The organism is Streptomyces erythrochromogenes (genome assembly GCF_040684695.1).
Lineage (GTDB): Bacteria > Actinomycetota > Actinomycetes > Streptomycetales > Streptomycetaceae > Streptomyces > Streptomyces erythrochromogenes_C.
In genome coordinates this window covers 170,250-189,471 of sequence record NZ_JBFBGM010000003.1, presented here as the reverse complement: position 1 = coordinate 189,471, position 19,222 = coordinate 170,250, and the positions used below count along the sequence as shown (strand labels likewise).

Here is a 19,222-nt window from a genome sequence, read left to right as displayed (position 1 = left end):
GCGACCCGCCGGGGTGCCGCCGGCGGTCACGAGGCACGGCGGTGCCGGGCGGAGCCGCGGCCGCGCAGGCGCACGGCCAGGTAGGCGACGAGTGCCACGGCCACCAGCGCCAGCACCACCTTGGACAGCACGCCGACGTAGCCCTCCACCAGCTCCCACCGGTCGCCCAGCCAGTAGCCGGCCATGACCAGGGCGCCGTTCCAGATCAGGCTGCCCAGCGTCGTCAGCATCAGGAAGACCGGCAGCGGCATGCGCTCCACCCCGGCCGGTACCGAGACGAGGCTGCGGAAGATCGGCACCATCCGGCCCAGGAAGACGGCCTTGGTGCCGTGCCTGACGAACCACTCCTCGGTGCGGACCAGGTCGGAGGCCTTCACCAGGGGCAGCCTGGCCCAGATCGCGTGCATCCGCTCCCGGCCGAAGAGCGCGCCGAGCCAGTAGAGGGCGAGCGCGCCCGCCACCGAACCGAGGGTGGTCCAGAACAGGGCCGAAGCCAGACTGAGCACGCCCTGCCCGGCCGCGAACCCGGTCATCGGCAGGATCACCTCGCTGGGCAGCGGCGGGAAGAGGTTCTCCAGGGCGATGGCGAGGCCGGCTCCGGGGCCGCCCATCGTGTCGACGAGGTCGGTGGCCCAGCCGGCGAACCCGCCGGCGGGCTCATGGGGGAGCGCCGTGGTCATGACGTGCGGCATGGTGAGGTCTCCAAGGAGGTGCGGGGGCTGCCCGGGGTGGCTGCCCCGCTTGCACCTCCACGCTAGAAACCGCAGCTCAGAGCCGGTATGCGGGTTTCCGTCCGGCGTACCTGCGGTTTTCCGCAGGTACGGGACTGCGGAAAACCGCAGGGTCCGGGGGCCGGGCCGCAGGGCCCGGGCCGGATCAGTGCGCGGGCGCGGGCGCCGGTTCCCGGGTCAGCAGGCGGCGGATCTCGCGGACCGCCGCGCCGCCCGCGCGGTTGGCGCCGACGGTCGACGCCGACGGGCCGTAGCCGACCAGGTGGATCCGCTCGTCGCGGACGGCACGGGTCCCCTCGACGCGGATGCCGCCGCCCGCCTCGCGCAGGCGCAGCGGCGCCAGGTGGTCGACGGCCGCGCGGAACCCGGTGGCCCACAGGATGACGTCGGCGTCCACGCGGCGGCCGTCGTCCCAGGCCGCGCCCGTGGCGGTGATCCGGTCGAACACGGGCAGCCGGCTCAGGACCCCCGAGTCCAGGCCCGCCCGGACGGCCGCGTTCAGCGGGAGGCCCGTCACGCTGACCACGCTCTGCGGCGGCAGCCCCCGGCGTACCCGCTCGTCCACCAGGGCCACCGCGGCCCGCCCCTCGGCCTCGCCGAAGTCGCCGTCGCGGAAGACCGGGGGCCGCCGGGTCACCCAGGTGGTCCGCTCCGCCACCTCGGCGATCTCCAGCAGGTGCTGGACCGCCGACGTGCCGCCGCCCACGACGATGACCCGCGCACCGGCGAACTCCTGCGGCCCGGGGTAGTTCGCCGTGTGCAGCTGGCGGCCGCGGAACGTCTCCTGCCCCGGGTAGCGCGGCCAGAACGGCCGGTCCCAGGTCCCGGTCGCGTTGATCAGGGCGCGCGCCGACCAGAGCCCGGCCGAGGTCTCCACCCGCAGCCGTCCGCCGTCCCCCTCGCGCACGGCCGACACGTCCACGGGACGCCGCACGCGCAGGCCGAAGTGGTCCTCGTAGGCCGCGAAGTACTCCCCGACCACCTCCGACGAGGGCCGCAGCGGGTCCGCGCCGGTCAGTTCCATGCCGGGCAGGGCGTGCATCCCGTGGACCTTGCCGTAGGTGAGCGAGGGCCAGCGGTACTGCCAGGCCCCGCCCGGGCGGGGCGCGTGGTCGAGGACCACGTGGTCGAGCCCGGCCCGCGTCAGGTGGTAGGCGCTGGACAGGCCCGCCTGCCCGGCCCCGACGACCACCACGTCCACATCCGCGTGCACGTCCGTGCCCGCGCCCGCATCCCGCCTCAGATAGTTCACGGTTCTACCAACTCGTGGCGGTCCCGGGATCTTCCCGCCGCTACGCCTCCCGCGCGCCGGCGGGCCGCAGCACGGCCAGGACCGGCCGGTCCGGCTGGAGCGTGAGGCCGGGGAAGACCCCGGCCCGTTCGCTCCCGCTGTCCAGGTGGAACCGCTGTCCCAGCACGGCCAGCACGAGCGCCGCCTCCACCAGTGCGAACCGCGCGCCCAGGCAGGCCCGCGGCCCGCCGCCGAAGGGGAACCAGGCGTGCTCGGGCACCCCGTGCGGGGCGTCCTCGTCCCAGCGCTCGGGGCGGAAGGCCTCCGGGTCCGGGAACCACCGCCGGTCGCGGTGCACCGACCAGGGGCTGGTCCACACCGACGTCCCCGCCGGCACCGGACGGCCGCCGAGGGTCGCGCCCTCGGTGGCCACCGCCGAGATCAGCCAGATCGGCGGATAGATCCGCAGCGTCTCCTTGACCACCTGCCGGGTCCAGGGCAGCAGCGCGTAGTCGTCGTACGTCGGCAGGCGCCCCCCGAGCACGCGGTCCAGCTCCTCCGTCAGCCGGGCCCGCGCCGCGGGCGCCCCCGACAGCAGCTGCCAGGCCCAGGTCAGGGTCGTCGAGGTGGTCTCGTGCCCGCCGATGTAGAGGGTGATCGACTCGTCCCGCAGCTCCTTGCGCGACAGCGGCCCGCCGTCTTCGTCGCGCGCCGCCAGCAGCCGGCTCAGCAGGTCGTCGCGCTCCGCACCGGCCGCCGACGCCGCCTCGTGCTCGGCTATGACGTGCTCGATCTCCCGGTCCAGGACCGCCACGGCCTCGCGCATGCGGCGCCGCCCGGGCGTGCGCACCCACGGCGGCAGGAACAGCGTCAGCCCGCGGAACTCCGCCCCCAGTTCGCGCTGCGCCGTGGCCATGGCCGCGCTGATGGGCGCCTCCCGGCCCGCGGCGTCGCTGCCGAACAACGTGCGCACGGCGATCCGCTGGGTGAGGGCGGCCATCTCCCGGTGCACGTCGATCCGCGCGCCGTCCCGCCAGCCGCCGGCCAGCGCGTCCGCGCACTCCACCATCGTGGCGGCGTACGCGCGCACCTGGCGCGGCCGTACCGCCGGCTGGACCAGGGCCCGCTTGCGCCGCCAGTCGTCGCCCGTGGCGACGACCACCCCGTCGCCCAGCAACTGGTGGAAGGCCCAGCCCAGTTCGGTCGGCCTGAAGGTGGATTCGACGGCGCCGAGCAGTTCACCGGCGTGCTCGGGCAGGGAGACCAGCACGTTGCGCTTCGGGCCGAGGGACCAGGGCACCCAGTCGCCGTAGTCGTCGCGCAGGGACTCGAAGAAGGCCAGCGGATCACGGGCGAAGGCGGGCAGGTTCCCGAGCAGGGGCCACCGGCGCGGGCCGCCGCCGCGGGTGTCCGGGTGCAGGGTCGCGGTCACGCACGCATGGTGGCAGCCGGGCCCGCAGGGCACCAGAGGCCGGAACGGTCCGCCCGGAGTTCTCGCCGACGCTCCGTCAGGCGGCCCGGTGCGCCGCCCGCGCGCGCAGCCACTCGTAGGCGGCGTCCGCGCCGAACTCCGGCTGCCCGCCCCGGAAGAGGAGTCCGGCGGTCGCGAAGGCCGGGTCGTCCGCGATCTCCGCCGCGTACGGGACCACGATGCACCCCATGCCCGCGGCGTGGGCGGCCGCTGCCCCCGGCGCCGCGTCCTCCACGACCACGCAGTCGGCCGGCGAAGCGCCCAGCCGCCGGGCCGCCTCCAGGAACACGTCCGGAGCGGGCTTGCCCCGGGCGACCTCCTCCGCGGACACCACCGTGGTCAGCAGCGCGTCCAGGCCGGTGCCCGCCAGTACGGCGTCGATCGCCTCGCGCGAGGAACCGGAGGCCACGGCCAGCGCCGCCCCCTCGGCGCGCAGCCGCTCGACGAGCCTGCGCATCTGCGGGAAGACCTCGGTCCGGGTGCGCGCGAGCTCCAGGTAGGAGGCGTTCTGCTCGGCGAGCAGCTGATCGACCGGAGCCGGGATCCCGTACCGCTCCTTGAGGATCTCCAGCGTCTCCAGCGTGCCGATGCCGATGAAACGGGAGTGCTGCTCCCACGTGAAATCGGGTACGCCGTGCCGCTCCAGCGTGCGGCGCCCGGACTCGTAGTAGTTCGGCTCGCTGTCCACGAGGGTGCCGTCGAGATCGAATATGACGGAGATCATCCGCTTGCCCGTCCTGCCTGTCGCGTCCAGCCGGTCCAGTACGGGCCATCCTGTCAGGTTTTGCGGGCGTTCCTCCCCACTGCTTCGACCAGGGGCAGCAGCCGGTGGGGGACCCGTTCGCGCAGTGCCACCTCGGTCCGGGTGCGGACCACGCCGGGGAGCTGGATCAGCCGCTGGATCACGTCCTCCAGATGTGCGTTGTCCCGGGCCGCCACCCGGGTCAGCAGGTCCCCGCCACCGGTGATGGAGAAGGCCTCGATGATCTCCGGTACGGCGGCCAGCGCGTCGCCCACGTCGTCCAGATGGCCCTGGGTGACCTCGATGTGCACGAACGCCAGCACCGGGTGGCCCAGCGCCGCGGGGGAGAGCACAGGCCCGGTCCCCGTGATCACTCCCGTGCGCTCCAACCGGTCCAGCCGGGCCTGGAGGGTGCCGCGCGCGACACCGAGGATCCGGGCGTACTCACGGACGCTGGTGCGCGGCTGCTCGATCAGCAGGCGCAGGATTCTGGTGTCGAGCTCGTCCACCGCCATGCCGGGACTCTACCAACGGCACAGGTCACCGGGACCGTTCCCGGCCAGTGGCCTGCCCGGTGTGCAGCGGAGGCTGCCCCCGGTAGGCCAGGCCCACCACCAGCACCGCGGCGGCGGTCGGCAGCAGCAGCCAGCCGACGGTCCAGCCGGCCCGGATCAGCAGCGCCCCGAGGACCCCGCCGGCGAACATGGCGAGAACGGACAGCCCGCGCAGCTTCCAGCCGGCCGACCCGTATCCGTAGACGGCGTCGCGTCCCATGGCGGAGCCGCCGAGGAAGGCCGTCATGGACCGGGTGACGAGCGTCGTCGGCACCCCCGGCACGTTCGCCCGCATGATCGTGGTGTTGCGCATGCCCATCGCCAGCGCCAGGACCGCCATCACCGCCAGGTGCCGCGGGGTCGGCGACCCGTACTGCGGCACGAGCCCCCACGCCGCGGCCGCGGCGGCCAGGATCAGCCCGGACTCGACGATGAGGCCCATGACGAACCAGCGGCGCCCGCGCGCCTCCGTCACGGACTCCAGATGGGAGCCGCAGACCACGCCCAGGACGAACGCGGCCAGCGAGATCCCGGCGGGCAGCGTCGGCAGGTCGGGTGCCTGCGCGACGCCGAAGGCCAGGAACAGCACGTTGCCGGTCTGCATCGCCGTGAAGGCGGGCCCCAGCGCCAGCAGGCTCACCGCCTCGACCACCCCGGTCACCGCGGTCAGGGAGACCATCAGCGCGGGCATGCGCGGCGGGAGCCGCGAACCGGCCGTCCGCGCGGCCCTCCGGTCCTCGTCCATGACGCCCGACAGTGACACGCCCTCCGGGCCCCGCGGCGCCGACATGCCGGAAGGCGTAGGGTCCGTGGGGTGAGTGATCTTCTGCTGGTGAGGCACGGTGAGACCGCCTGGAGCGCCAATGGGCGGCACACCGGGCGCACCGACATTCCGCTGACCGCCCGCGGGGTCGAGGAGGCCATCTCCATCGCCCCCTACTTCCACGACCGGCGGCCGGCCCTGGTGCTGACCAGCCCGCTGCGCCGGGCCGTCGCCACCGCCGAACTCGCGGGCCTGCCCGGTGCCGGCATCGACTCCGACCTCTACGAGTGGGACTACGGCGGCTACGAGGGCATCACCACCGCGGAGATCCACCGGACCACGCCCGACTGGTCCCTGTGGACCCACGGGGTCCCGCCCGGCGACGCGGACCACCCCGGCGAGAGCGCCGCCCAGGTGGGTGCCCGCGCGGACCGGGTGCTGGCCCGGGTCGCCCCCGTGCTCCGCGCGGACGACGGCGACGTGGTGCTCGTCGCCCACGGCCACTTCCTGCGCGTCCTGACCGCCCGCTACCTGCGCCTGGACCCCGAACACGGCCGGCTCTTCCTGCTGCGCACGGGCAGCGTCAGCACGCTCTCGACGGAACACGGCCTCCCGGTGATCGCGGGCTGGAACGCCCGCTCCTGAGGCCCCTCCCGGCCCCGCCCCCGACCCGGTCGCGGACACCGCCGCCCGACCGGGTCGGGCGGCCCCCGCTCGCCTCGCGCGCCGGGGCCGCCTGCGTGACCATTCGTACATGAGCCATGACGGTGCGGGCGACGGCCCCAGGACGCCCACCCGGGAAGCGGGGCTCAAGGCCAACGCGATCGGCTTCCTCGACGCGCTCGTGATCGGCCTGAACTCGACCTCGCCCGCCTACTCCCTCGCCGCCGTCCTCGGGCCGATCGTGGCCCTCGTCGGGATCTACGCGCCGGGCGTGATGCTGGCCTCCTTCGTGCCGATGCTGCTCATCGCGGCCGCCTTCTACTACCTGAACAAGGTCGACCAGGACTGCGGGACGACCTTCTCCTGGGTGACCCGGGCCATGGGCCCGTGGGCCGGCTGGCTCGGCGGCTGGGCGATCGCCATGACGGGCGTGCTGGTCATCGGCTCGCTCGCGGACGTCGCCGTCAACTTCGGGCTGCTCGCCTTCGGACTGGACGACTGGGCCGCCAACGCCTGGATCCGGCAGGGCCTCACCGTCGCGGTGATCCTGGCCATGACCGCGATCTGCGTCATCGGCACCGAGCTGTCGGCCCACCTGCAGGACATCCTCATCCTGGCCCAGGTCTTCTTCCTCCTGACCTTCGCGGTGGTCGCCATCTACCGCATCTACGCCGGCACCAGCACCCTGGAGGAGATCGAGCCGAGCATCAGCTGGCTCAACCCCTTCGGCGCCGGCGGCGCCGCCCTCACCGGCGGACTGCTGCTCGGCGTGTTCATGTACTGGGGCTGGGAGTCCGCGGTCAACCTCACCGAGGAGGTCGAGAACTCCGCGACGGCGCCCGGCAAGGCCGGCATCTGGTCCACGGTGATCCTCCTGGTCACCTACCTGTCCGTGGGCTTCGCGGTCGTCGGCTACGCCGGCACCGCCTTCCTCGCCGAGAACGCCGCCGAGGAGGAGGCCATCTTCGCCGTCCTCGCCCACGAGGTCATGGGCGGCTGGGACTGGGTGGTGCTCCTCGCCGTCTGCACCTCCGCCCTCGCCTCCACCCAGACCACGATCATCCCCGCCTCCCGCACCGCCCTGTCCATGGCCCGCCGGCACGCCCTGCCCCCGCACCTCGCGCACATCCACCCGCGGTTCCGCACCCCCGACGTGAGCACCTGGTGGGTCGCCGGCATCGCCATCGGCTGGTACCTCGTCGTCAACCAGATCAGCGAGAACGCGCTCCTGGACTCCCTCACCGCGCTGTCCCTGCTCATCGCCTTCTACTACGCCCTCACCGGCCTGGCCTGCGCCGTCTACTACCGCCGCCACCTGATGGAGAGCCCGCACAACCTCCTGCTCATCGGCGTCGGCCCGGTGATCGGCGCCGCACTGCTGATCTGGCTGCTCATCGAGTCCATCGGCGACATGTCCAACCCGGAGAACTCGGCGAGCGGCGTCTCCTGGTTCGGGCTCGGCCCGCCGCTCGTCATCGGCATCGCGATCGCCCTCGTCGGCGTGCTCGTCATGTGCTTCTGGCGGGTCCGGGACGGCCGGTTCTGGCAGGAGCGCCGCGGCGTGGTCGACCCGGCCCTCGTCCACACCCGCAAGCGCTGAGGAGTCCCGATGTCCGTGGTCCTCGGATACGACGAATCGCCCGGCGCCGAGCGGGCCCTGCAGGTCGCGCTGGAGGTGGCCACCGCCTTCGGTGAACCCCTCGTCCTCGTCTACGGCGCGGCCGCCCCGGGCCCGACCGGTGAGGAGTCCCGCGCCCACCGGGAGGCCGTCCGCCAGGCGGGCCGCAGTGCCCTCGCGCACGCCGTCCAGGAGGCCGACGCCGCCGGAGTGCCCTCGACGGTCGAGGTGGCCGACGAGAAGCCCGCCCAGGCCCTGCTCGACGCCGCCCGGCGCCACGACGCCCGCGTCATCATCGTCGGCAGCTGGGGCGACAGCCCGATGCGCGGCGCCCTGCTCGGCTCCACTCCGCACAAGCTCCTGCACCTCTCGCCGATCCCCGTGCTGTGCGTACCGACGGAGAGCGCGCCGCGCTGAAGCGGACGGACGAACGGGCCGGCGGGCCGCCGACCTGCCTACGATGCCCCGATGACGGAACTCCAGCGGCTCCGAGCCGAACACGCCCCGGCCCTGCTCGCGTTCGAACGCGCCAACCGCGCCTACTTCGCGCGGTCGGTGCCCGACCGGGGGGACGCGTACTTCGCCGACTTCGACACCCGCCACGGCGAACTCCTCGCCGGGCAGGACGCCGGCCGGGACCACCTCCACCTGATCATCGGCGGCGACGGGGAGGTCCTGGGGCGGGTCAACCTGATCGACGTCGCGGACGGCTCCGCCGAACTGGGCTTCCGCGTCGCGCAGGAGGCCGCCGGCCGGGGCCTGGCCACCAGCGCCGTCCGGCAGGTCCTGGTGCTCGCCGCGGACACCTACGGGCTGCGGACCCTGCGCGCCGCCGCCACCGTCGACAACGCCGGATCGCGCACGGTCCTGGTGCGCACCGGCTTCCTGCAGGTGGGGGAGACCGTCCTGGACGGCCGTCCCGCGCTCCGCTACGCACGGGACCTGGCGGCGGTACGGCAGCGGCCGGCGGGCGCCTGAACAGCCGTCAGGCATCCGCCGGCCGGGACCGGTCGTCAGGGGCGGGAGAGCGCGCCCTCGGGCGGGGCCGGCGCCCCTTCGGGTGGAGTCACCTCCTTGGCGCGCAGCCGGGTCAGTGCCGGGCTGGTGATCGCCGTCGTCACCAGTGCCATCAGCACGAGCATGGTGAACAGCTGCGGTCCGATGACGCCGAGCTCCAGGCCCACGTTGAGGACCACCAGCTCGGTCAGCCCCCGGCAGTTCATCAGGGCGCCGATCGACAGGGCCTCCCGCCACGGTCTTCCACAGGCGCGCGCCGCGCCCGCGGCGCCGCCCCACTTGCCGAGGAAGGCGACCGCCAGGATCGCGGCCGTCCACAGCCACAGCTCGGGCGAGGCCGTCAGCCCCCCGATGTCGGTGCGCAGACCCGTGTGCACGAAGAACAGCGGCAGCAGCACGGGCACGGTGAAGGCCCGCAGCCGGGCCGCCGAGACCTCGATGCGCCCCCCGGTGCGCGGGGTGATCACGCCGAACAGGAACGCGCCGAACAGCGCGTGCACGCCGATCAGGTCGGTGGCCAGCGCGGACACGCTCAGCCCGCTGAACAGCGCCACCAGGACCGCCGCGTCCCCGGCCCGGTCGGCGCGGGCCGCCCAGCGGGCCAGCAGCGGCCGTACCGCGTACAGCATGAACAGCGTGAAGGCCACCGCGAGGGCGGCAGTGGTGGCCGCCTCCATCGGGGACCCGGCCGAGGAGAGGGCCACCACCAGGGCCAGCAGGCACCACGCGACGACGTCGTCCACGGCCGCGCAGGCCATGGCGAGCGCTCCGAGCGGGGTCCCGTACAGCCCCCGGTCGATGAGGATCCGGGCCAGGACCGGGAAGGCCGTGATGCTCATGGCCACCGCGATGAACAGGATGAACGGCATCCGGCCCACGCCGTCCGGGGCGAAGCCGTCGTACATGGCTATCGCCAGGAGCGCGCCCAGGGCCAGCGGCAGCAGCATCCCGGCCTGGCTCACCGCGACCGCGACGCGGGTGTGGCCGCGCAGGTTCTTCAGGTCGAGCTCCAGCCCGACCAGGAACATGAAGGCGAGCAGGCCGAGCTGGCCGAGTACGGAGGTGTACGGCAGGACGGACGCGGGGAACAGCGCGTGCTGTGCCTGCGGCCAGATCCAGCCCAGCAGCGAGGGGCCCAGCAGGATGCCGGTGGCGATCTCGCCCACCACCGGGGGCTGGCCGAACCGCCGGCAGACGGAGGCCCCGACCTGGCAGGCGAGGATGACCGCCGGGACGGCGACCAGCAGGGCCGGCAGCGGATCAGCGGACGACACGGGCGTCTCCTTCGGGGGCTCCGGGGCGGAGCGCGGCGGACGGGTCGAGTCGGGCGGCCGGCGGCGGTATCGCGGCCGCCTGCGACCACTGGGCGTACCGGCGCAGGCCGTACAGCAGGGGCTGCGGATCCTCCCGTACGGTCACCCGGTGGACCTCGGCGAACACGGCCGTGTGGTCCCCGAAGCCGACGGTCCTGACGACGGCGCAGTCCGCGACGGCGTGCGCGTCCGCGGTCAGGTGCGGCCCGCCCGCTCCCAGCGGCAGCCGCCACTCGACGCGCTCGAAGCGGTCGGGCGCGCCGGAGGCGAACAGGTCGGAGGCGCCGCGGGCCCGCTCGTGCAGCAGGTTGAGGGCGAAGGCCCCCTGGTCGAGGATCACCGCGAGGGTGGGGCTCGCCGCCCGGACGCACACCACCAGCGTGGGCGGATCGAGTGCGACGCTCGCGACGGAACTGCAGGTCAGGCCATGGGGCACGGTGTCCGGATCCAGGGTGGTGACGATGGACACCCCGCTGGGGAAGGCGGACATGAAGGGCCGGAGGTCCGCGCGGCGGTCTCTGGCCGACTCGTCCGGCGCGGCGGGATGGGGCGCGGAGCGGTGGGGCATGTCTGACTCCTGAGATGGCTGGAAGCGACTGCGGCCCGGCAGCCGGCGGAGTGCCGTGCTGCCGGGCCGCGGTCGCGGAGGGCCTTACGCGCCGTGCAGTTGGCGCAGGTAGTCGTACGCGCTGGGGAGGGTCTCCAGCAGGTTCTGCTGCTGGCGCTTGACGGTGTCGAAGAGGGGCTCGGCGCCGGCCACCGACTCGGGCCGGTGCGCGAGGGTGGGCAGCGGGGCGTCCGGCTCCAGACCGAGGCCGGCGAAGATGCAGTAGTAGCTGCCGTTGGTCCAGAAGTTGCGGAACTCCGCCTCGAAGTTGCCGTAGTACGTGGACTCGTCGGTGATCGGGGAGTTGATGGGCAGACCGGCCTTGTAGGCGGAGATCTTCTGCTTGATGTTGTCGGGGAGGACCAGCTTCTTGTTGGCCTGCCAGAACGGGGTGTCGTTGCGCGGCGCGTAGAAGAAGTGCGCCTGGATGAAGTCGCGGGTGTCGTCGAACATCACCTCGATCTCGTGGTTGAAGCTGTTGACCAGACCCTCGTTGAAGGTCTTGTCCGGGAAGTGCTTGGCCAGCTGGTAGATCGCGGCGGTGATGAAGTAGATGCCGGTCGACTCCAGCGGCTCCAGGAAGCAGGACGACAGGCCGATGCTGACGACATTCTTCACCCACGCGCGGCGGTTGCGGCCGACGCGGAAGCGAATGTGGTTGAACTTCGTCTCCTCCACGTCCAGGCCCCACATGTCCGCGAACTCGCGGGTGGCGGTGTCCTGGTCGGTGAACTTGCTGGAGTACACGTAGCCGGTGCCGAAGCGGCCCAGCATGGGGATCTTCCAGGCCCAGCCGGAGGACATGGCGATCGCCGAGGTGTACGGCTCCACCCCGTTCGCCTCGTCGTCGTGCGGGACGGCCGTGGCCACCGCGCTGTCGCACAGCAGGTGGTCGCTCATGTCGATGAACGGCTCCTGCAGCGCCTGGTTGATCAGCAGCCCGCGGAAGCCCGAGCAGTCCACGAACAGGTCGGCGTCGAGGGCCAGCCCGCCCTTGGTGTGCAGGGTCGTGACGTACCCGCGGGAGTCCTGCTCGACCCGGACCATCTCGTCCTGGACGTGGTTGACGCCCTGCTTCTCGGTGGCGAAGCGGCGCAGGAAGTCGGCCACCAGCTGGGCGTCGAAGTGCCAGGCGTACCGGGTCGCCGGGCGGCCGTCGAGCCAGCGCGGGGCCTTCATCGCGTCCATCACGGGGGGCTCGCGGAAGCAGGCGTAGTCGAACGGCTCGGTGGTGCGGCCCTCGTACTTGCGCTTGAACCAGTAGTGCGACAGCGGCGTCTGGTCGTAGTCCGGCAGCAGCCCGAAGGGGTGGTAGAAGTGGTCCGGGCCGCCGCCCGGCAGCTCACGGGCCGTCGACTCGCCCTGCCCGTCGGTGCGCCAGTTCACGAAGCGCACGGCCATCTTGAAGCTGGCGTTGCACTCCCGCATCCACTCGTCCTCGGCGATCCCCAGGTAGTCGAAGAACGAACGCTGGAGATTGGGCACGGTCGCCTCGCCGACCCCGATGCGGGGGATCGTCGGTGCTTCGAGCACGGTGATGTCGACCGTTCCCTGGAGCGCCTTGCCGAGATACGCGGCCGTCATCCAGCCGGCCGTGCCGCCTCCCAGGATGACGACCTTCTGAAGCCGGGTGTCGGTGCTGGTCATGAAACAGCCCTCATTTCGGAGTCGGCGGTTCGGGTGTTCGGGTGGTCGTGCTCATCAGTGTCGAAAAACGCCCTATCACCGCCCTACACCGCAAAGATCCGGCCGTTGTAGGCCCGATATAGACCCTCCGAACAGACTCTTCGCAGGCAGAGCGGCAGGCGGGACGACGACCGGGAGGACGCGATGACCACCGCAGCGACCGAGACAGCGGGGCCGGCGGTACGCGTCCGCTTCCTGGGCGATTTCGAGCTGACCGTGAACGGCACCCCCGTACGCCGCTGGCGGGCCGGCAAGGCCCGCGGCCTGTTCCAGTACCTCGTGGTCCACCGCGGCCAGATGCTCACCCGCGACCGGCTCTACGAGTCCCTGTGGCCCGGCACCGACAGCACCGCGGGCAGCTCGCTCAAGGTCGCCGCCCACGCCCTGCGCCGGGTGCTCGACGCCCACCCCGACCGCCCCGGGGACTCCGGGATCCAGCTGGTCTACCGCGACTTCGGCTACGTCCTGCACGTCACCGGCCTGTGGTCCGACCTCGACCGCTTCCAGGAGCTCGTGCACGCCGGCCTGCGGGCCGCCACCGCCGGCGACACCGCGCTCGCCCGGACCCGGCTGCGGGCGGCGATCGCCCTGTACGGCGGCGAGTTCCTGCGCGGGGAGAGCGCCGACTGGGTCGTCGAACAGCGCGAGTACCTCAGGGCGCTGGTCCTGCGGGCCCTGGGCGTGCTGCGCGCCGACGCCGAGGACCGCGAGGACTTCGTGGAGCTCATCGAGCTCTGCAGGCGCACGCTGGAGATCGACCGCCACCACGAGGAGACCTACCGCGCGCTGATGGCCGCGCACGGCCGCCGCGGCGAACTGGCCTGCGTACGCCGCTGGTACGAGCTGTGCGCCCGCCGGATGCGCGACGAGCTGGCCGTGGCGCCCGGCCACGAGACCCAGCGGCTGCTGCGCACCCTGATCCCGGCCGCCGCCCGCGCCGCCGCGCCCGCCCAGGCCCCGGCCTCCGTCGGCGGCGCCCCCGCCACGGTCCGCGCGCTGCGGCCCGCCGGGCGCCAGCCCGGAACACCCCCGTGGAGCACGGAGGTCCGCAGTCCCGCCCTGGCCCGCCCCGTCCGCAGGGCCAGGCCCGACAACCGGGCCCCGGCCGTCCTGGCCCGCACCGCGGACCCCGCGACCGCGTGACCGCGTGACCCCGCGACCGACGCAGCTGTTCAGCGAGCCCGTGAATCCCGTGACCGAGTGAGGAACCCACCGTGACCGTGCTGACCGTGCCGACCGCGCCGCAGGACTCCAGACCATCCGGCGGCGAACCGAACGCGGCCCCCCTGCCGCCCCGTTACACCGACCAGTGGATCGGCGGCGCCTGGGTGGCCTCCGAGGCCGAGGGCCTCCTCGTCGTGACCGACCCCGCCACCGAGCGCGCCCTGGCCACCGTGCCCGCCGGCACCGCACGGGACGCCGACCTCGCGGCCCGCGCTGCCGCCGCGGCCTTCGAGGGCTGGGCGGCCACCCCGCTGCGCGAGCGGACCGCTCTGCTGCGCAGGGTCGTCGAGGCCATGGAGGTACGGGCCGAACGCTTCGCCGAGGTGATCACCGCCGAGGTGGGCGCGCCCACCCGGATGGCCCGCCACACCCACGTCGGACTGTCCCTCGGCATGGCCGCGCACTGCGTCGAGACCGCCGCCTCCTACGCCTTCGAGGAGCGGGTGGGGCACTCCCTCGTCGTGCGCGAGGCCGCCGGGGTGGCCGCCTGCATCACCCCGTGGAACACCCCCCTGCTGCTCACCGTGCAGAAGATCCTCCCGGCGCTCGCGGCCGGCTGCACCGTGGTGCACAAGCCGAGCGAGATCACCCCGCTGCACGCCCGGCTGCTCGCCGAGGCCGTCGCCGAGGCGGACCTGCCGCCCGGCGTCTTCAACATGGTCGTCGGCACCGGCGACACCGTCGGCACGGCGCTGGTCACCCACCCGCTGGTCGACGTGGTCTCCCTGACCGGCTCCACCCGGGCCGGACGCGACGTCTCCGCGCTCGGCGCCGACCGGATCAAGCGCGTCCACCTCGAACTCGGCGGCAAGAACGCCAGCCTCGTCCTCGACGACGCCGACCTGGCCCCGGCCGTCGCCGCCACCGTCGACCAGATGCTCTTCAACACCGGCCAGACCTGCCTGCAGTGGAGCCGGCTGCTGGTGCCGCGCGAGCGCCAGGACGAGGCCGTCGAGCTCGCCGTCCGGGCCATGGAGGGCTACGTCACCGGGGATCCGCGCGATCCCGCGACCGACCTCGGCCCGCTGGTGTCCGCGGCCGCGCACGCCCGCGTCACCGGATACGTCCGCCGCGGCGTCGAGGAGGGCGGGGCCCGCCTGGTCCACGGCGGCCCCGACCGGCCCGCCGGCCTGGACACCGGCTACTACGTCCGGCCGACGGTCTTCGCCGACGTCGACCCGCTCACCACGATCGCCCAGGAGGAGATCTTCGGACCGGTGCTGTCCGTCATCCCCTACGACGACGAGGAGCAGGCCGTCCGGATCGTCAACGGCACCCGCTACGGACTGCACGGCGCGGTCTGGTCCGGCGACGACGCCCGCGCCGAGAAGGCGGCGCGCCGCTTCCGCTCCGGCCTGGTCGACGTGAATGGCGGCCAGTTCAACCCGGCCGCGCCGTTCGGCGGGTTCAAGCAGTCCGGGATCGGACGCGAGTGCGGCACGGCCGGACTGGAGGCCTTCCTGGAGACCAAGTCGATGCAGCTCCCGCAGGGCGCGGGGGGCCAGGTGGTCGGCCCGCGGCTGCGGGCCACCGAGGCCGCCCGCCCCGCGGACACCGAGAGGAACGACGGATGACCGAGCCCCATGCCGGGCCGGCCGGGGCGCACGCCCCGGGCGGGCTCCCGCCGCTGTTCGCCCGCCTGGAACGGTGGACCCGCGAACAGCCCGACGAGACCGCGGTCAAGGCCGTGGACGGCACCTACACCTACGCGGCGCTGACCGCCCGCACCGCCCGCTACGCCGCCGCCCTCGCCCGCGCCGGAGTCGGCCCGGAGACCGCGGTCGGACTCCTGCTGGGCCGGTCCCGGGAGAGCGTGCCCGCCCTGCTCGCCGTCTGGAGCCTGGGCGGGACCGCCGTACCGCTGGACCCCGGGCACCCCGTGGAGCGCCTCGGCGGCGTCCTGCGCGACGCCGGGGCCGCCGTCCTCGTCGCCACCGAGGTGCCCGCCGGCCTGGAAGCCGGCGGGACCGTCCTCCTGGCCCCCCGCGAGGTCCGCCGCGGCGCCCCCGGGGCGCTCGCGGTGTCCCCGCCCGCACCCGACGGCTGCGCCTACCTCATCTACACCTCCGGAACCACCGGCCGCCCCAAGGGCGTCGAAGTGACCTACCGCGGCCTGGACACCTTCGTCGAGGCCCTCGGAGGCCTCGGCCTGCCCGCCGGCGGCCTCGGACTCAACGCCGTCTCGCCCGCCTTCGACGGCTGGCTCTGGTGCACCCTGCTCTACCTCGTCCACGGCCAGGGGGTGGCCCTCACCGACCTCTCCCTCGACGGACTGCGCCAGGCCGCCGCGGAGGGCCGCGAGCCGCTGCCCGCCGGACTGCGCACCGTCTCCCTCACGCCGTCGCTGCTCGCCGCCCACGGCGCGGGACTCGACTGCGCCGAAGTGGTCGTCGTCGCGGGCGAGGCCTGCCCGGCCGCCCTGGCCGAGCGGTTCGCCCAGGGCCGCCGGCTGCTCAACGTGTACGGGCCGACGGAGGTGACCATCGCCGCCACCTGGGCCGACAGCCGACGAGGGGACGACGTGACCAGCATCGGACGACCGCTGCCCGGCTACCGGGCGTACGTGCTGGACGAGGAGCTGCGGCCGGTTCCCGCGGGCACCGAGGGCGAGCTCTACCTCGGCGGGCCCGCGGTCGCCCGCGGGTACCGGGGCCGCCCCGGACTCACCGCGAGCCGCTTCCTGCCCGACCCGTTCCAGGGCGGCGGCACCCGCATGTACCGCACCGGGGACGTCGTGGTCCGCCGCGACGGCGGCGAACTGGAGTACCGGGGCCGCCGGGACGACCAGGTCAAGATCCGCGGTCACCGCATCGAGCTCGGCGAGGTCGAGCGCGTCGCCGCCGAACTCCCCGAGGTCGTCGCCGCCGCCTGCTGCCCGCTGGCCGCGGGCCAGACCCTCGGCCTCGCCGTCGTCGCGGCGCCCGGCACCGTCGACCCGGCCGGGCTCGCCACCCGCGTCGTGGAGCGCTGCCGCAAGCAGCTGCCCGCCGCGGCGGTACCGGCCACCGTCCGGGTCCTGGACCGGATCCCGACCCTGACCACAGGAAAGGCCGACCGCGCCGCGCTGGCCCGGGCCCTGGAGGAGCCCGAAGGCGGCGACGGACCCGGCGCGAGCGGGGGCGGCGCGGTGAGCGCGAGCGAGCGCACCGTGATGACCGTGTGGGCCGAGGTGCTCGCCACCGAGGTCCCCGGCCCCGAGTCGGACTTCTTCGACCTGGGCGGCCACTCCCTGGCCGCCGCCCGCGCGGTGTCGGAGCTGCGCCGCACCACCGGACTGCGCGTCGGCCTGGGCGCGCTGCTGGCCCGGCCGACGGTCGCCGACGTCGCCGCCGAGATCGACCGGCTCGCGGCCGAAGCCGGCGCACCCGCGCCCGACGCGGCCGCCGCCGCCGAAGGGGCGTAGGCCATGGGTACCTGGATCTCCACCTGGACGGCCGACCCGGCCGCCCCCGCCGACCCGGCCCTGCCGGTGCTGCTCTGCCTGCCCCCGGCCGGGGCCGGCTGCCAGCAGTTCCGCGCCTGGCAGCCCGCGCTGGACGGCATCGCGCAGGTGTACGGCGTACAGCTGCCGGGCCGGGAGAACCGCTGGCGCGAGCCCATGCCGGACACCTTCGACGAGGCCGTCGACGCCATCGCGGTCGAACTGGCGTCCACCGTCGGCAGCCGGCCGCTGATCGTCTTCGGCCACAGCTTCGGCGGCCTCCTCGGCTACGAGGTCTCCCGCCGGGTCACCCCGCGCGCCCTCGTGGTCAGCGGCTGCCGGGCCCCCGGCCACTGGACCGGAGCCGGCCGCGGCATCGTCGACGACGGGGAGGAGCTGGACAAGCTCTTCGACACGGCCGACCTCGATCCCCGCCTGCTCGACGAGGACACCCGGGCCCTGATGGTCGGGATGCTCCGCAAGGACGCCCAACTGTCCCTGAGCTACGTCCACCAGCCGGGAACCCGCCTCTCCGTACCCGTGCACGCCTGGGGCGCCGACGGCGACGAGACCGTCAGCGCGGCCGACCTGGACGGCTGGGCGGCGGTCACCACCGCCGGTTTCACCCGGCACACCACCACCGGCGGACACCACGCCGTACTGCGCCGCCCGCAGCCCGTACTGGAGCACCTCAGCGCCCTGCTGCGGGGCGAGGGAGCCACCCTCGCCCCGACCGCCTGACAGCCCGCCCGCACCCATCGGCCCGAGCCCGGAGGACACCGTGCCCACCACCCACCAGGTCCTCGTGAATCACGAGGGGCAGTACGCGCTGTACCCCGCCACGCGCGAGACGCCCGACGGCTGGACGCCGGCCGGCTTCGACGGCACCGAGGACGAATGCGCCGCCTTCGTCGACGCCCACTGGCCCGACATCCGCCCGCTCAGCCTGCGAGGAGCCTGAGATGGAGATCGACCTGCTCGACCCGGGCCCCTTCGGCCGCAACGACTTCTGGCCGACCTTCACCTGGCTGCGCGCCAACTCGCCGGTCCACTGGCACCCCGAGGCCGGCAGCGCGGACGGCGGCTTCTGGGCGCTCAGCCGGCACCGCGACATCATGAAGGTCTACGCCGACAGCGACACCTTCCTGTCCGCCCGCGGGATGCGGCTGGGCAGCGACCCCGCCGCCGTCGCCGCGGTCGCCCAGCGCATGCTCATCGTCTCCGACGTCCCGCACCACACCCGCCTCAAGCGGGCCCTCGGACAGGCCTTCGGCCCCCAGCAGATGCCGCGCCTGGAAGCCCTCGTCGAGCAGGTCGTCGCCGACCTGGTCACCGAGGCCGCCGAACGCGACGAACTGGACTTCATCGACCTCGCCAAGCAACTGCCCAACCGGGTGGTCTGCGCCATCCTCGGCATTCCGCGCGCCGACTGGGCCTGGATCGGAGCCCTGACCACCGACGCCTTCGACTCCCCGGACGAGGCGGTGCGCAGCAGCGCCCACTCGGAGATCTTCCTCTACTTCATCGAGCTGCTCGCCGAGCGCCGGGCCCGCCCCGGCGACGACCTGGTCAGCCAGATCGCCCACGACACCCTCGTGGACGAGGGCGACGGCAGCGAACGCCCCCTCAGCGACCACGAGATCGTCTTCAACCTCAACGGCGTCCTGTCCGGCGCCAACGAGACCACCCGCTACTCGGCGGCCGGCGCGGTCCACATGTTCGCCGAGCACCCCGACCAGTGGCGGCTGCTGCGCGGCCTCGGACCCGACGGCATCGCGCCGGCGGTCGAGGAGATCCTGCGCTGGACCACGCCCGGGGTGCACGCCCTGCGCACCGCCGCCCGAGACACCGAGATCAACGGCATCCCCGTCGCCGCGGGCGCCCGGGTGACGCTGTGGAACGTCTCGGCCAACCGGGACGAGGACGTCTTCGCCGATCCGCACTCCTTCCGGGTCGACCGCCGCCCCAACCGGCACGTCGCCTTCGGGCACGGCCGCCACCTCTGCCTCGGCGCCCGCCTCGCCCGCTTCGAACTCGGCGCCCTGCTCACCGAGATGCTCGCCGTACTGGACGGGTTCGAACTGACCGGTCCCGCCACCTTCAACTCGTCCAACTTCACCTGGGGGATCAACAGTCTCCCCGTGCGGCTGCTGCGCAGCCGAGCCTTCGCGAAGTAAGAAA

The 19,222-nt window shown here is 73.9% G+C and carries 19 protein-coding genes; 10 read left to right on the top strand and 9 right to left on the bottom strand.

Features of this window, described 5'->3' with window-relative positions; translation table 11 throughout:
• Positions 1-26: 26 nt before the first annotated feature.
• The 6 genes from AB0O53_RS08095 to AB0O53_RS08070 form a co-directional block, all read right to left on the bottom strand.
• Positions 27-692, bottom strand: a complete 666-nt coding sequence (locus tag AB0O53_RS08095) for a DedA family protein (protein ID WP_350991125.1) — start codon at positions 690-692, stop codon at positions 27-29.
• Positions 693-876: 184 nt separating this feature from the next.
• Complete coding sequence (locus AB0O53_RS08090) at positions 877-1,983, bottom strand: FAD-dependent oxidoreductase (protein WP_365193915.1); 1,107 nt, start codon at positions 1,981-1,983, stop codon at positions 877-879.
• Positions 1,984-2,023: 40 nt separating this feature from the next.
• Entirely contained in the window at positions 2,024-3,394 is a 1,371-nt protein-coding gene (locus AB0O53_RS08085; protein ID WP_350991128.1) for a cytochrome P450, read from the bottom strand.
• A 76-nt stretch (positions 3,395-3,470) separates the two neighbouring features.
• Positions 3,471-4,157, bottom strand: a complete 687-nt coding sequence (locus AB0O53_RS08080; RefSeq protein ID WP_350991129.1) for an HAD family hydrolase — start codon at positions 4,155-4,157, stop codon at positions 3,471-3,473.
• 53 nt (positions 4,158-4,210) lie between these two features.
• A complete protein-coding gene (locus AB0O53_RS08075; protein ID WP_350991130.1) occupies positions 4,211-4,690 on the bottom strand; it encodes an Lrp/AsnC family transcriptional regulator in 480 nt (159 codons plus the stop codon).
• A 25-nt stretch (positions 4,691-4,715) separates the two neighbouring features.
• The gene (locus AB0O53_RS08070) at positions 4,716-5,519 is read right to left on the bottom strand and encodes a YoaK family protein (protein WP_350991131.1); all 804 of its coding nucleotides are present in this window, start codon (positions 5,517-5,519) and stop codon (positions 4,716-4,718) included.
• A gap of 24 nt (positions 5,520-5,543) precedes the next feature.
• On the opposite strand from AB0O53_RS08070, the gene AB0O53_RS08065 reads away from it, so the two are divergent.
• From AB0O53_RS08065 to AB0O53_RS08050, 4 genes are all read left to right on the top strand, one after another.
• Positions 5,544-6,137 (top strand): histidine phosphatase family protein, encoded by a 594-nt coding sequence (locus AB0O53_RS08065; RefSeq protein ID WP_350991132.1) that lies wholly within the window; start codon positions 5,544-5,546, stop codon positions 6,135-6,137.
• A gap of 109 nt (positions 6,138-6,246) precedes the next feature.
• Positions 6,247-7,755, top strand: a complete 1,509-nt coding sequence (locus tag AB0O53_RS08060) for an APC family permease (protein ID WP_365193909.1) — start codon at positions 6,247-6,249, stop codon at positions 7,753-7,755.
• 9 nt (positions 7,756-7,764) lie between these two features.
• Positions 7,765-8,190, top strand: coding sequence for a universal stress protein (locus AB0O53_RS08055; protein WP_350991134.1), 426 nt, complete (start codon positions 7,765-7,767; stop codon positions 8,188-8,190).
• Positions 8,191-8,241: 51 nt separating this feature from the next.
• On the top strand, positions 8,242-8,751 hold the full coding sequence (locus AB0O53_RS08050) for a GNAT family N-acetyltransferase (RefSeq protein ID WP_365193906.1): 510 nt from the start codon (positions 8,242-8,244) through the stop codon (positions 8,749-8,751).
• Between the two features lie 35 nt (positions 8,752-8,786).
• On the opposite strand, the gene AB0O53_RS08045 is transcribed toward AB0O53_RS08050, so the two are convergent.
• From AB0O53_RS08045 to AB0O53_RS08035, 3 genes are all read right to left on the bottom strand, one after another.
• Positions 8,787-10,064, bottom strand: coding sequence for a cation:proton antiporter domain-containing protein (locus AB0O53_RS08045; protein WP_365193903.1), 1,278 nt, complete (start codon positions 10,062-10,064; stop codon positions 8,787-8,789).
• On the bottom strand, positions 10,051-10,671 hold the full coding sequence (locus tag AB0O53_RS08040) for a flavin reductase family protein (RefSeq protein ID WP_350991140.1): 621 nt from the start codon (positions 10,669-10,671) through the stop codon (positions 10,051-10,053). Before AB0O53_RS08040 ends, AB0O53_RS08045 begins: the two co-directional genes overlap by 14 nt.
• Positions 10,672-10,755: 84 nt before the next feature.
• Positions 10,756-12,357 (bottom strand): tryptophan halogenase family protein, encoded by a 1,602-nt coding sequence (locus AB0O53_RS08035; protein WP_326476513.1) that lies wholly within the window; start codon positions 12,355-12,357, stop codon positions 10,756-10,758.
• A gap of 183 nt (positions 12,358-12,540) precedes the next feature.
• Between AB0O53_RS08035 and AB0O53_RS08030 the strand changes: the two genes are divergently transcribed.
• The 6 genes from AB0O53_RS08030 to AB0O53_RS08005 all read left to right on the top strand — a co-directional run bounded on the left by AB0O53_RS08030 (position 12,541) and on the right by AB0O53_RS08005 (position 19,218).
• The gene (locus tag AB0O53_RS08030) at positions 12,541-13,539 is read left to right on the top strand and encodes an AfsR/SARP family transcriptional regulator (protein WP_365193899.1); all 999 of its coding nucleotides are present in this window, start codon (positions 12,541-12,543) and stop codon (positions 13,537-13,539) included.
• A 143-nt stretch (positions 13,540-13,682) separates the two neighbouring features.
• Positions 13,683-15,194, top strand: coding sequence for an aldehyde dehydrogenase family protein (locus AB0O53_RS08025; RefSeq protein ID WP_350991453.1), 1,512 nt, complete (start codon positions 13,683-13,685; stop codon positions 15,192-15,194).
• Positions 15,191-17,023 (top strand): non-ribosomal peptide synthetase, encoded by a 1,833-nt coding sequence (locus AB0O53_RS08020; RefSeq protein ID WP_350991144.1) that lies wholly within the window; start codon positions 15,191-15,193, stop codon positions 17,021-17,023. The genes AB0O53_RS08025 and AB0O53_RS08020 overlap by 4 nt, the downstream gene beginning before the upstream one ends.
• Positions 17,024-17,026: 3 nt before the next feature.
• Positions 17,027-17,782, top strand: coding sequence for a thioesterase II family protein (locus AB0O53_RS08015; protein WP_365193896.1), 756 nt, complete (start codon positions 17,027-17,029; stop codon positions 17,780-17,782).
• Between the two features lie 40 nt (positions 17,783-17,822).
• A complete protein-coding gene (locus AB0O53_RS08010; RefSeq protein ID WP_030657510.1) occupies positions 17,823-18,002 on the top strand; it encodes an MbtH family protein in 180 nt (59 codons plus the stop codon).
• A gap of 1 nt (position 18,003) precedes the next feature.
• On the top strand, positions 18,004-19,218 hold the full coding sequence (locus tag AB0O53_RS08005) for a cytochrome P450 (RefSeq protein ID WP_350991149.1): 1,215 nt from the start codon (positions 18,004-18,006) through the stop codon (positions 19,216-19,218).
• Positions 19,219-19,222: the final 4 nt, after the last annotated feature.

Coding starts and splice junctions, on each gene's coding strand:
- AB0O53_RS08095 (WP_350991125.1), bottom strand. CDS start 692: ATGCCGCACGTCATGACCACGGCGCTCCCCCATGAGCCCGCCGGCGGG.
- AB0O53_RS08020 (WP_350991144.1), top strand. CDS start 15,191: ATGACCGAGCCCCATGCCGGGCCGGCCGGGGCGCACGCCCCGGGCGGG.
- AB0O53_RS08055 (WP_350991134.1), top strand. CDS start 7,765: ATGTCCGTGGTCCTCGGATACGACGAATCGCCCGGCGCCGAGCGGGCC.
- AB0O53_RS08075 (WP_350991130.1), bottom strand. CDS start 4,690: ATGGCGGTGGACGAGCTCGACACCAGAATCCTGCGCCTGCTGATCGAG.
- AB0O53_RS08035 (WP_326476513.1), bottom strand. CDS start 12,357: ATGACCAGCACCGACACCCGGCTTCAGAAGGTCGTCATCCTGGGAGGC.
- AB0O53_RS08060 (WP_365193909.1), top strand. CDS start 6,247: ATGAGCCATGACGGTGCGGGCGACGGCCCCAGGACGCCCACCCGGGAA.
- AB0O53_RS08030 (WP_365193899.1), top strand. CDS start 12,541: ATGACCACCGCAGCGACCGAGACAGCGGGGCCGGCGGTACGCGTCCGC.
- AB0O53_RS08080 (WP_350991129.1), bottom strand. CDS start 4,157: ATGATCTCCGTCATATTCGATCTCGACGGCACCCTCGTGGACAGCGAG.
- AB0O53_RS08005 (WP_350991149.1), top strand. CDS start 18,004: ATGGAGATCGACCTGCTCGACCCGGGCCCCTTCGGCCGCAACGACTTC.
- AB0O53_RS08050 (WP_365193906.1), top strand. CDS start 8,242: ATGACGGAACTCCAGCGGCTCCGAGCCGAACACGCCCCGGCCCTGCTC.
- AB0O53_RS08015 (WP_365193896.1), top strand. CDS start 17,027: ATGGGTACCTGGATCTCCACCTGGACGGCCGACCCGGCCGCCCCCGCC.
- AB0O53_RS08070 (WP_350991131.1), bottom strand. CDS start 5,519: ATGTCGGCGCCGCGGGGCCCGGAGGGCGTGTCACTGTCGGGCGTCATG.
- AB0O53_RS08040 (WP_350991140.1), bottom strand. CDS start 10,671: ATGCCCCACCGCTCCGCGCCCCATCCCGCCGCGCCGGACGAGTCGGCC.